Below are 11,978 nucleotides of genomic sequence, written 5' to 3' on the forward strand. Positions count from 1 at the left end.
GTGGTGCCGGCACCCCCGAGATCACGGGGTACTGGGCTCGCGCTGGAGACGCACCAGCACCACTCCCGCGAGAATCAGCGCGCCGCCGCCGAACTGGATCGGCGCGGGCAGCTCGCCGAGGATCAACCACGCGGCCGCGATCGAGAAGAGCACCTCGGTCAGCCCGGCGAAGGAGGCGATGCGGGTCCCGAGCCGGCGTCCGCCCTCGATCCCGAGCAGATAGGCCAGCACCGTCGACATGCCCAGGATCACGCCCGCGGGCAGGAGCCAGCTCACCTCGGCGCCGACGAACGGCACGGTGCCGAAGGTCGCGCGCAGCGGCGTCACTCCGAGCACCCCGAGGACCAGCAGGATCACCGCACCGACGACCATCGCCCCCGCAGTGAGCGCGATCGGCGGCAGCTCGGGATCGACGCGACCGGCGATGACGTAGTAGACGCAGAGGCCGAGCGAGGCGGTCAAGGCCCACGCGATTCCGATCAGCTCGGGCGAGGACTCGCCGGACACGTCGAGCACGAGCACGAGGCCGCCGAGCGCGAGCGCCGAGCCGGCGAGGGTGAAGCGGCCGGGATGGCGGCGGGTGCGCGCCCAGGCGAACAGGACGAGGAAGACGGGGGCGAGGTACTCGATCAGCAGGGCGATACCGACGGAGAGGTGCTCGATCGCGCTGGAGAAGCAGAGCTGAGCGGCGAGGACCGCGAACACTCCGTAAAGCGCGATCGTGCCGAGGTTCCGCCGGAGCACATGCCGGCGGCCGCGGAGGGAGAGGACGGCGGGGATCGCGAGGATCACGGCTGCGCCGCCCGCCCGCCAGAGGACCGCCGCCGCGGGCGTCCAGCCGGCTTCGAGCAGCGGCTTCACGAAGGGCCCGCTCAGACCGAACGCCGCCGACGCGGCCAGGGCGATCACGAGGCCGGAGCCGAGACGGCGGGCGGACTTCGGCGCTCCAGCGTCGGGGAGGACGGCGGTGGCAGTGCTCTCGGCGGTCATGGCCGGCCCTTCAGGAGTCAAGATGATTACACTCGTGACAACGAGCTGATCGCACACTACTGAGCCGCACTGTCAGGAGTCAACATGGTGTTCGCCTATGACGTCGAGGCGTCGCTGACCTCGACAGCCACCCTGGTCAACACGCTCCCCGAACTCTCGACCTCCGGCGAGGACGAGATGGCGACGGTCGAGCAGTTGAACGATTTTCTCCTCGAGAACCGCTACACCGGCAGCCGCGACGGATCGGCCGACGAGCTGGAGGCGGTGCGGGCGATCCGCTCCTCCCTGCGCACTCTCTGGCTCACCCGGGCCGAGGAGGATCTCGTGCCCGTGGTGAACGGGATGCTCGACTCCGCACGCGCGCTGCCGCAACTGGTGCGGCACGGACCCTACGGCTGGCACCTCCACGCGACGCGCGACGAGAGCCCGCTCGCTACGCGCATCCTGGTCGAGGCGGCGATGGCGTTCGTCGATGTGATCCGCGGAGACGAGCGCGAGCGGATCCGCATCTGCGCCGCGGAGGACTGCGAGGCGGTACTCGTCGACTTCTCGCGCAACCGGTCGAAACGCTACTGCGACACGGGGAACTGCGGGAACCGCGCGAACGTCGCGGCGTACCGCGCCCGGCGAGCCTCGCAGTAGCGGCCAGTGGCTCCAGGCAGGAGGCGCCCTAGCCAGGGTGCGGAGGCGCGTGTAGAATCACCCGGTCGGCTCTTGACACCGCGCGTTCTCGTGCGGATGGGTTTGTTAGTCAAGTGGGCCGAGTCTCCGACAGTCGTCGTGAGACGAATCACCTGTGTGAATCGGCCCCGGTCAACGACTCGCCCGGGTTCTCCCCTGCTGCCCCGCAGCAGTCCCGCGCACGGACGCCCCATACGACGGGGCTGCTCCGGCGTCGCCTTCCTCGCGCACGACCTGAACCCAGGAAGAACTGCCATGCCCAAGAACAAGAAGCCTGCCGGTGGCCGTCCGGCCAAGAACTTTGAACCCAACCGCTTTGGCGCCTCCAGCGGGAAGTCGCAACTCGGCGGACGCTCGCGCTTCCCCGCGGCCAAGCCCGGCTCGCGCAGCGAGGGCCACCGCGGCTTCCGCCCGATCGACGAGAACGCGCCCAAGAAGGCGCGGTGGAACGCCGATGAGCGCGCGGCGCGCGCCACCGAGCGCACGGAGCGCCCGGCCCGCGGGTACGACCGCGACGAGCGGCCGTCCCGCTCCTTCGGTCGCGACGAGCGACCCTCCCGGGGTTACGACCGCGATGCGCGACCGGCGCGTGGCGGCGACCGCGACGACCGGCCCGGCCGCTCGTACGACCGCGAAGCCCGCCCGGCACGCGGCTACGACCGCGATACCCGGCCTGCTCGCTCCCACGACCGCGACGAGCGTCCTGCGCGCTCGAACGACCGGAACGAGCGTCCGGCTCGCTCCTTCGACCGCGATGCGCGTCCTGCTCGCTCCCATGACCGCGACGAGCGTCCGGCTCGTTCCTACGGACGCGACGAGCGGCCCGCCCGCACGAACGATCGCGACGTCCGTCCGGCCCGCGGCTACGACCGCAGCGACCGGCCCGCCCGGTCCTCTGACCGCAGCGACCGTCCGGCTCGCTCGTTTGACCGCGACGAGCGGCCCGCCCGCTCCTACGACCGCGGCGACCGTCCCTCCCGCTCGTTCGACCAGGACGCGCGTCCCTCGCGCAGTCACGGCCGCGGCGACCGCCCGACTCGCTCCTACGACCGCGACTCCCGGCCCTCGCGCCGCGACTCCGGCTCGGACTTCTACCCCAGTCGCGACGCCCGCACGCCGCATCAGGCCGATGACGTCGTGCTCGAGCGCCTCGAGGCGACGGCCACGCTCGCCGTCGATGTCGAGGGCGTCACGTTCGGCGACCTCGGTCTGGGCGGCAACATCGTCCGGATGCTGACCGAGCTGGGAGCGGCGTCACCGTTCCCGATCCAGGCCGCGACCATTCCCGAGGTGCTCGCCGGCAAAGATGTTCTCGGACGCGGCAAGACTGGCTCCGGCAAAACGATCGCCTTCGGTGCTCCCGTCGTCGAGCGACTGATGGAGAACAACGGAGCCAAGGGTCGCAAGCCGGGCCGTGCTCCGCGTGCGCTCATCCTGGCGCCCACCCGTGAACTCGCGATGCAGATCGACCGCACGATCCAGCCGATCGCCCGCTCGGTCGGACTGTTCACGACGACCATCTACGGAGGCGTCCCCCAGTACAAGCAGGTGGGCGCGCTCCAGCGCGGGGTCGACATCGTCATCGCGACGCCGGGCCGCCTCGAGGACCTCGTCGAGCAGGGCCGACTCGACCTTTCGAACATCACCATCACGGTGCTCGACGAGGCCGACCACATGTGCGACCTGGGCTTCCTCGAGCCAGTGCAGCGGATCCTCCGCCAGACCATCGACGGCGGCCAGCGCCTGCTGTTCTCTGCCACGCTCGACAAGGGCGTCGCGACGCTCGTCGACGAGTTCCTGGTCGATCCGAGCGTCCACGAGGTCGCCGGCGAGGACCAAGCCTCCTCAAGCATCGACCACCGCGTGCTCCTGATCGAGCACCGGGACAAGGCCGAGATAATCGAGCAGCTCGCCGCCCGCGACGGCAAGACGCTGATCTTCACTCGCACCCGGGCCTTCGCGGAGCAGCTCGCCGAGCAGCTCGACCACGCGGATATCCCCGCGACCAGCCTGCACGGCGACCTCAACCAGTCCCGCCGCACGCGCAACCTCGCTCTGCTGACCAGCGGGCGCGTGGACGTGCTCGTCGCGACCGACGTCGCCGCTCGCGGTATCCACGTCGACGACATCGACCTGGTGATCCAGGCCGATGCCCCCGATGAGTACAAGACGTACCTGCACCGCTCCGGCCGCACCGGCCGCGCGGGCAAGAAGGGCACAGTCGTCACTCTCATCACCCGCAACCGCCGTCGTCGCATGGAGGAGCTGCTCGACCGCGCCGAGATCGAGGCCGAGATGGTTGACGCCCGCCCCGGCGACCGCATCCTCCGCGAGATCAGCGCAGCTGCTGAGTAGCAGACTGGCGCACGACGAGAACGCAGGTACGTCGAAGGGCGGACACCTCACGGTGCCCGCCCTTCGACGGATAAGCGGCTCTCACCGCCGAGATTGTTAGCTGGCCGGGGGGGTCAGCACGGTGTCAATGAGGTAAACGGTCGCGTTGGCGGTCTGGACGCCGCCGCAGATGACCGAAGCGTCGTTGACCTTCAGGTTGTCGCCGGAACCGGTCACGGTGACCTTGCCGCCCTGGACGGTGGCGTGGTCGCCGACGATCGCGTCAGGAGCAATCTGGCCGGGGACGACGTGGTAGGTCAGGATCGAGGACAGCGTCGCCGCGCCCTCGGGGGTCTTGAGGGTATCAACAGTGGCCGCGTCGAGCTTCGCGAACGCGTCGTCGACCGGAGCGAAGACCGTGAACTCACCGCTGTTCAGGGTGTCGACGAGGTTGACATCGGGGTTGAGGCCACCGGAGACCGCTGCGGTCAGGGTGGTCAGCAGCGGGTTGTTCGATGCGGCGGTCGCAACGGGGTCGAGCGACATGCCCTCGACCGAACCGGCACCGTCCGGGACCTGGGCGGCGTAAGCGGCACAGCCGGCACCGACAAGGTTCGCGGTGGGATCCATCGTGGCCTTCGGGGTGGAAGAGGCGGAGGTCGGGCTTGCCATCGGGGTCGACATCTCGGTCCCCGCGTCGCTGGAGGTGGTGGTCGAGCCGCTTCCGCTCGAGCAGGCAGTGAGGCCGAGGGCGGCGGTGCCCAGCAGGGCGAATGCGGCGAGGGCGGAACGCTTGGTGGATCGCATGGGATTTCTCCTTCGTGAGACGGCCCCCACGTAATGCGGTGGACCTGTTCTGTGTGGACCGTTTCGCGGCCGTTGACAAGTGTTCGGAGCCCTCCCTAGGGGGGTTTGGAATTCTTTCGGTAATCTAGGTAACGGCTTCGTAACGGCAGGGAACCAGAGGGCGGCGAGCCTTGCCTCCACGTCGATTACCCTGGACTCGTCGCGCGCACGCGGGACCCGATTGACGAGAGGACGAGCCGGTGCAGACCCGAGGCGTACGAGTGGCACGCGGCATCTCGGCCGCTCTCGCCGCGACCGCCACGGCCGCCGCCTCCCACACGCTCGCCGGCGCCGAGACTCCTGCTCCCGCGATCCTCGCGCTCGCCGCGGCGTTCGCGGCCGTCGTCTGCGTGCTCCTCTCCGGACGCCAGCTCTCCCTCCCCCGCCTGACCGCCTCCGTCCTGCTCAGCCAGATCGCCTACCACGGGCTCTTCCTCGTGACGGGTAGCGGAGGAGAGGTGAGCGTGATCGGCACGACGGGCAGCGCCGCGCACTTCCATGACGGATCGACCATCGAACTGATCACTGGCGGAGGCGGGCACGCCGCACACGGGCCCGTGATGCTCGTCGCCCACCTCGTCGCTGCGGGCCTCACGATCGCCGCACTCCGCCACGCAGAGCGGCTGTTCTGGACCCTCGGCGCGACACTGCACCGCGTCGTCGTGCGGATCGTCGCCCGAGCATCCGCCCTGGCGCTCCCGCAGAGCCCGAGCGTGGCGGTGACGGGCGCTCCCGAACCGCGAGCGCCCCGCACGCTCGGCACGGTCCTCTCGGTCCTCCGACACCGTGGACCGCCCCTGCGCGCATTCTGCGCCGCCTGACGTCCCTCCCGCGCGGGAGGACCCCGGTCGGTGCACCCGCGCGCACCGCGAATCCGCGCTGCGTCTTTAACCCCCGGCACTGGGCCGGACCACTTCAGAGGACACGACCGCCATGACCTGCTCTCCCTCATCTTTTTCACGCCTGCGCATCGCGGGCAGTGGCGCGCTCGTCGCCGCAGGAGCGATCGCACTCGCGCTCGCCGCCCCGACCGCCGCCAGCGCCCATGTGACCGCTGCCGCGAGCAGCACCGCCGCCGGCTCCTACACCGTCATCACCTTCTCCCTCGCCCACGGCTGCGAGGGATCACCCACGACGGGTCTCACCATCACGATGCCCGACGGGATCAACTCGGTCAGCCCGACCGTCAACCCGAACTGGGACGTCGTCAAGAACGAAGTTGCAGTCTCGGAACCCGTTACGGACTCCCACGGCAACACCGCGACGAAGCGTGTCTCGGACGTCGTCTACACGGCGAAGACTCCGCTCGCCGACGGCTATCGCGACACGGTCCAGCTCCAGCTCCAGCTCCCCGAGGACTCGGCCGGCTCCACTCTGGAGTTCCCGGTGCTGCAGACCTGCGAGACGGGCAGCACCGCCTGGGACCAGCCGACCGTTGAGGGCCAGAACGAGCCGGAGCTGCCCGCTCCCACGGTCGCGGTGACCGCTGCGGAGGCCGGTTCCGGCCACGACGGCGGACATCACGGCAGCGGAGATGAAGACGGAGACGACGAGGTCGCGACAGCAGCCTCAACGACGACTGCGGCGGGCGGTGACGATCTGGTCGCCCGAATTCTCGGCGTCGGTGGCCTCGTCGTCGGAGCGGTCGGTGTCGCCGTCGGTCTCGCATCCCGCCGCCGCGACCCTCGGGCGTCGGCGTGACCCATCGCAGACTCCTGCTCTCCGTGGCCGCGATCGGGCTCCTCAGCTCGATCGCGGTCGCGGCACCCGCCAGCGCGCACAACTATCTCGTCTCGACAACTCCGGCGGCGGACTCCACGGTGACCGAGCAGCCGAGAACGCTGGAACTCACGACCAATGACGATCTCCTCGTGCTAGGGACGGACGGGACGGCGGCCGCACTGCGCGTTGTCGGTCCGGATGGGCTCTACTACGGGGACGGCTGCGTCGCCGTCGTCGGGCCGGAGGCCTCGATGCCGCTAGAACTCGGCGCACCGGGTGAATACACGGTGACCTGGCAGGTCGTGTCGACGGATGGGCACCCCGTGTCAGGGCAGTACACGTTCGACTGGGCGCCGACCGAGGGTAGTGCGCTCGCCGAAGGATCACGCGCGATCCCGGACTGTAACGGGACTATCGCGGTCTCGGGAAGTGCCGAGTCGGCTGACGACGCTCAAGCAGTGTCCGGATCGGACCCCGCGCTGATCGGTGACGTGCTCTGGATCGGCGGCGCGCTCGTCGCTGTCGCAGCCGCTATCGGAGTCACGCTACTCGTGCTCCGCCGGCGACCCCGCGGCTGAGCTCCCAGGCCTCCTGGGCTGGCCGGTGGTCAGCTCAGGAGGCTCGCGAGCGGGCCCTCGTCGATACCCGTGAGGACGGCGGCGGCGTCGTCATAGACGGCGACCGCACCGGCCTCCCGGAGATCGTGCTCGGAGGTGCCGCCGGAGAGGACACCGACGCTCGCCAATCCGGCCCGTTCAGCGGCGATGACGTCCCACGTCGCGTCGCCCAGCATGATCGCATGGTCCGCTGACACGCCCGCCCGTTCAAGGGCGATTGTGATCAGGTCCGGTGCGGGCTTCGCGGTTGAGACATCAGCACCGCTGGTGACCGCGTGAACGGAGCCGCCGAGATCGAGGACGTCAAGAAGAACGTCGAGCTCGTTCTGCGGCGCCGACGTCGCGAGGACGACGTGGACCCCACGGCCCACGAGCGTAGCGACGAGTTCTCGTGCTCCCGGCAGGGGAGCGATCCGGGCTGTCGTCTCGTCGTAGTTTTTCCTGTGCAGCGATGTCAGCAGCGCACGTCGGTCGTCGTTCACGTCCTCCTCGAGGAGCATGTCGAGCAGTTTCGACGAATCCGCGCCGATCGCACGCTGAATTCGCCAGGCGGGGACGACGAGGTCGCACTGCCAGAAGGCCCGCGACCATGCCTCGACGTGGAGGAAGTTGGTGTCCGCGAGCGTCCCGTCGATGTCGAACAGGACCGCCGCGTTCTCGGCGGTCTTCTCGTCGCGGTTCTTTGCTGCCGCCATATCGCTTCCTCCGGGTCGATCCGTGCCCGCCTGCCGAATTCACGCTACGTGGTCGCGCAGAAGAGGACGCGCCCCTTGACGTCGGTCGCCTCCGCAGAATGTGTCCGGGCTGTCGGTCTCGATGCTGGCCGACGCCCTGCCCGCTCGAGTCGATGACCCGAGCCGCGCGACGAGTTCGCGGGTGCCCGTAAGCGGCTCGATGCGAGTGCTGAGCGTGGCGTCCTTCGGTAGACGTCGGCGTCTTCGAATGAGACAAGGGTGCTCCCATCGTCGCCGGAGGATGTCAAGGCCTCAGTGGGATTGCTGGAGCTCGGTGGCGCGTTTCGCCGGTCATGTTGGCGCAACGTTGACAAGCAAAAAACGGCCGGAGATGATCTTTGCTCGCGACAGAAGGGAATGTGCCAACGTGAACGCTCTTGCTCTTCCCCACTCTCGGTGGGTTGTGGTACCATCCGCACTCCTGGCAGCCGGCGCAACGCGAGCGGACGTGGTGCTCCTTCGGGCTGCCGAGGGCAGGGGGGCGATCGGCGTGCGCAGCACGCCGCGAAGGACAGGGCGCACGCCCACGAGCACCGGCTTGATCGGTGACGCCGGGACCTCCCGGTGGAGTCTCCGTCGAGAAACGTCGGACCCGACCCATTGCGATCCGTCGCGGAACGAGAGAAGAGCATGAGCACGCTGCGACGACCCCAGATTGCGCGCGATCCGGCCACACACCGCTCCCCGAGTAGCGACGTCGTCGTGGAGGTTCAGGGTCTCGCCAAGACTTACGGCGACTTCCGAGTCATCGCGGGCCTGGACCTCGAGGTGCATCGCGGCGAGATTTTCGGGCTCCTTGGGCCGAACGGTGCAGGTAAGACCACCACGATCGACCTGCTGGTCGGGCTCCGCCGTCCGACTTCCGGTTCTGTGCGCGTCCTCGGCCTCGACCCTGCGGTCGACCGGACCGAGTTCACGGCCCGCGTCGCGGTACAGCCCCAGGAGGCGAGCATCTACGAGACCTTGACCGTCGCTGAGACGCTGCGTCTCATCGCTGCGCTGCACGCGTCGCCCCGACCGGTCGCCGAGATCGCCGAACACATCGGTCTGGCCGATCAGGCCCGGGTCCGCGTCCGGCGTCTCTCCGGCGGTCAGCGGCGGCGGCTCCTCCTGGGCGTCGCTCTGATCGGCGACCCGGAGGTCGTGGTGCTCGATGAACCCTCAGCCGGACTGGATCCGGCGGCACGACAGAGCCTCTGGGCCCTGATCTCCTCGCTCCGGGAGCGTGGGACGACCGTCGTCATCACCACGCACCACATGGACGAGGCCGCTGTGCTCTGCGATCGCGTGGCGATAGTGGTCGACGGGGCGATCGTCGCCCTCGATGCTCCCGACGAACTGGTGCGCCAAAGCTCGGCGCAACGACGGGTGACGTTCACCCTCTCTGGGGAGACCGCGATCGACGATCTGCGATCCCATGTCGGCGTCGTGTCGCTCGAGACCGCGCCGCTCGAGTCCGGTCAGCGGGTCGACGTCGTCACCACCGACTCGGACGAACTTCTCGCGCACTTGATCACCAACGGTTGGCGACCGCGCGATCTCCTCATCAGCACGCAGACCCTCGAGGACGTGTTCCTCGCGCTCGCCGAGACGAGCGACTACGCGTCTCGCTCGCGTGGGCGGACGACGAAGAAGGGACGGAAGCAGCGATGACCGCCAGTCTCGATTCGCCGCCTCGCTCGGCGCTCGCCGAACTCAGCCTCACCAATGCGCGGGAACTCCTGCGCGATGGGAAGACCATGTTCTTCATCGTGTTCTTTCCCCTGTTCTTCCTCGGGTTGTTCTCGTTCCTGGCGAGCACCATCGACGCGAAGTCGCCTCAGCCGGTGGTCGCCGTGACCCAGTCCGCGGACAGCGCGGCCTTTGTTCACCGGCTCGAGGCCGCGGGGTTCGTCGCGAGCGAGGCGGCGCCCGGGGCCACCGCCCAGGATGCGACGGCCGTTGTCACGATACACGATGCCTCGGCGTCTGTGCTACTCGATGCGGAGAAGAAGCCGCAGTGGCGTGGGCTGGTCGACAGTATCGCGGCCGACGGTATCGCGAAGACGAGTATCACCGCCGTCTACACCGACGGTTCGGCTGTGTTCGATCCACTGCGCACCAGTCTCGCCTCGATCGTGATGGTCTCGTTCCTGACTCTCGCCCTGCTCGGCACAGCGGTTCCGGTCGTCGCGCTGCGCGGCAAGGGGACTCTGCGTCTGCTCGGAACAACACCGCTACGACGATCGACCTTCATCCTGTCGCAGTCACCCGCCCGGTTCCTGCTCGGAGTGGCGCAGCTGGCGCTCGTCGTCGCGGTCGCGGCGGTGCTCGGCTATCTCAGCCCCGCCGCTACGCCGCGCCTGATCGTGACCGCCCTGCTCGGTCTCACCATGCTCTTCGCGATCGGGTACCTTTTCGGGTCCCGCGCCTCGAATTCGGAGGCGACCACTACCGTGCTCTCGCTGCTCATCCCCGTCGCGCTGATGCTCTCGGGGTCCGTCATACCGTTGAGTGTCTTCCCGGCGCAGGTGCAAGCGGCGGTCGGTTGGCTGCCGACGACAGTGCTCGCGAAAGCGCTGTCCGTCGATCTCGTCGGCGACGTCACAGCGATAGACCTCAGGGTCGCCTGGGGCGTGATGGCGGCGGTCGCGGTGCTCGCCGTGGTTCTGGCCTCGGTCCTTTTCCGCTGGGACCAGGGGGAGGAGCGATGAATGTCCTCGGCCCCACCCCCACTCCCGGCGCCCAGTACGACCTGGGCGGGCTCGCGGACCTCGACCGACTCGTCGGTCCCCTCGGAGTCGTCCACGGCGTCCAGCGGTTGCCCAATCAGGCCGGCGAGCCCGGCTTCCCGATCTACGTCGCGCAGCTCGGCGACCTCTCGCCACTGTCCAAGAACGTCCGGGAGTCGACGCGCGGCGGCTCCACCCGTGGTCAGATCGACGGCGCAGGAGGCGCCCTCGATGCCGAGAAGGCGTCGCGGCTCTGCCTGGCGGAGGCGATCGAGCGCTATGCGTCGTGCTTCGTGCCCGATGACCAGCTGGTCTGGGCCTCCTCGGACGAACTCGGCGACGAGGCGATCAATCTGCGCCGCTTTCCGCAGTGCTCGGAGGCCGAGCTGCGCAACCCGCGCTCGATCCATGCCCCGGTCGACACGACCGCCCCGATCCGTTGGGTGCGCGGCTGGTCGCTGACCCGCTCTCGCCCCGTCTACGTACCGGCGGTCTCGACCTGGCTGTACATCCCCGCCCGCACGAGGGCAGAGCGGTTCACGATGCCCATCTCGACCGGGTGCGCCACGCACACATCGCTGGCGCAAGCCGTGGTGAACGGGCTCAGCGAGGTCATCGAGCGCGACTCCATCGCCCTCACCTGGCTGCAGCGCATACCGTGGCCGCAGCTCGAGATCGACGTGGATGACGAGCGCCTCGCACCGTTCCTCGAGCGCTACCGCACGAGCCATGTACGCACCCGCTTCTACGACGCGACCACGGATGCGGGGGTTCCCACCTTCTACTCCGTCGATGTGACGCCCGAGAACGAGGTCCTCGGCCAGTTGGTCATGGCTAACACCTCGCTCGACCCGATCGACTCCGTCGCCAAGATGCTCCGGGAGTCCGCCTCCTCGCGTATCGCCATGCAAGCGTCGCGCGGCCGGCCGACGGACATCGATGAGTTCACGTCGGTGTTCCACGGAGCCAGCTACATGGGAGCGCCGCAGCGGATCCGGGACTACGACTTCCTGTTGGAGTCGGACGAGACCCGACGGCTGTCCGAGATCCGCTCGCAGCTCACCGGTGATCCGGAGTCGGATCTTCAAGGGATGCTCGAGCGCCTCGCCCGCATCAACGCCGAGGTGATCGTGGTCGAGATCACGACTGAGGAGGCACGAGCTGCGGGCTTCCGCGTGGTCCGGGTCCTAGTCCCCGAGCTCATGCCTCTTTCATTCGTGCATACCGGCCGCTACCTGGCCCATCCCCGCCTCTACGAGGCGCCGGTCGCGATGGGCTACGCCGCCGCCGACGAGGCCGGCATCAACCCGCTCCCTCAACCGTTCGCCTGATCCGACCGAACC

Annotated in this window: 11 protein-coding genes; 8 read left to right on the plus strand and 3 right to left on the minus strand. The window is 68.9% G+C overall.

The genetic code is table 11. The features are described from left to right. Window positions 1-21: 21 nt before the first annotated feature. Window positions 22-990, minus strand: a complete 969-nt coding sequence (locus C1O28_RS00875) for an EamA family transporter (RefSeq protein WP_097166251.1) — start codon at window positions 988-990, stop codon at window positions 22-24. Window positions 991-1,074: 84 nt separating this feature from the next. On the opposite strand from C1O28_RS00875, the gene C1O28_RS00880 reads away from it, so the two are divergent. Together C1O28_RS00880 and C1O28_RS00885 are read left to right on the plus strand one after the other, a co-directional pair. Continuing rightward, window positions 1,075-1,632, plus strand: coding sequence for a CGNR zinc finger domain-containing protein (locus C1O28_RS00880; RefSeq protein WP_097166252.1), 558 nt, complete (start codon window positions 1,075-1,077; stop codon window positions 1,630-1,632). 294 nt (window positions 1,633-1,926) lie between these two features. Continuing rightward, on the plus strand, window positions 1,927-4,026 hold the full coding sequence (locus C1O28_RS00885) for a DEAD/DEAH box helicase (RefSeq protein WP_097166253.1): 2,100 nt from the start codon (window positions 1,927-1,929) through the stop codon (window positions 4,024-4,026). Between the two features lie 96 nt (window positions 4,027-4,122). On the opposite strand, the gene C1O28_RS00890 is transcribed toward C1O28_RS00885, so the two are convergent. After that, the gene (locus C1O28_RS00890) at window positions 4,123-4,812 is read right to left on the minus strand and encodes a fasciclin domain-containing protein (RefSeq protein ID WP_097166254.1); all 690 of its coding nucleotides are present in this window, start codon (window positions 4,810-4,812) and stop codon (window positions 4,123-4,125) included. A gap of 260 nt (window positions 4,813-5,072) precedes the next feature. Between C1O28_RS00890 and C1O28_RS00895 the strand changes: the two genes are divergently transcribed. The 3 genes from C1O28_RS00895 (at window position 5,073) to C1O28_RS00905 (ending at window position 7,151) form a co-directional block, all read left to right on the plus strand. Next, entirely contained in the window at window positions 5,073-5,672 is a 600-nt protein-coding gene (locus C1O28_RS00895) for a hypothetical protein (protein ID WP_097166255.1), read from the plus strand. A 112-nt stretch (window positions 5,673-5,784) separates the two neighbouring features. Continuing rightward, on the plus strand, window positions 5,785-6,552 hold the full coding sequence (locus C1O28_RS00900; protein ID WP_097166256.1) for a YcnI family copper-binding membrane protein: 768 nt from the start codon (window positions 5,785-5,787) through the stop codon (window positions 6,550-6,552). After that, a complete protein-coding gene (locus C1O28_RS00905) occupies window positions 6,549-7,151 on the plus strand; it encodes a copper resistance CopC family protein (protein WP_160487547.1) in 603 nt (200 codons plus the stop codon). Before C1O28_RS00900 ends, C1O28_RS00905 begins: the two co-directional genes overlap by 4 nt. A 29-nt stretch (window positions 7,152-7,180) precedes the next feature. On the opposite strand, the gene C1O28_RS00910 is transcribed toward C1O28_RS00905, so the two are convergent. Further along, window positions 7,181-7,885 carry an HAD family hydrolase gene (locus C1O28_RS00910; RefSeq protein WP_097166258.1) on the minus strand — a complete coding sequence of 235 codons (705 nt, stop codon included), beginning with the start codon at window positions 7,883-7,885 and terminating at the stop codon, window positions 7,181-7,183. A gap of 669 nt (window positions 7,886-8,554) precedes the next feature. Here C1O28_RS00910 and C1O28_RS00915 point away from each other — a divergent pair. From C1O28_RS00915 to C1O28_RS00925, 3 genes are read left to right on the plus strand one after another with little or no spacing between them, the layout of a single operon-like run. Further along, window positions 8,555-9,577, plus strand: a complete 1,023-nt coding sequence (locus tag C1O28_RS00915) for an ABC transporter ATP-binding protein (protein ID WP_097166259.1) — start codon at window positions 8,555-8,557, stop codon at window positions 9,575-9,577. After that, entirely contained in the window at window positions 9,574-10,617 is a 1,044-nt protein-coding gene (locus C1O28_RS00920) for an ABC transporter permease (RefSeq protein WP_097166260.1), read from the plus strand. The genes C1O28_RS00915 and C1O28_RS00920 overlap by 4 nt, the downstream gene beginning before the upstream one ends. Further along, entirely contained in the window at window positions 10,614-11,966 is a 1,353-nt protein-coding gene (locus C1O28_RS00925; protein WP_097166261.1) for a YcaO-like family protein, read from the plus strand. The genes C1O28_RS00920 and C1O28_RS00925 overlap by 4 nt, the downstream gene beginning before the upstream one ends. The last annotated feature ends 12 nt before the right edge of the window (window positions 11,967-11,978 follow it).

The organism is Rathayibacter rathayi (genome assembly GCF_004011095.1).
GTDB lineage: Bacteria > Actinomycetota > Actinomycetes > Actinomycetales > Microbacteriaceae > Rathayibacter > Rathayibacter rathayi.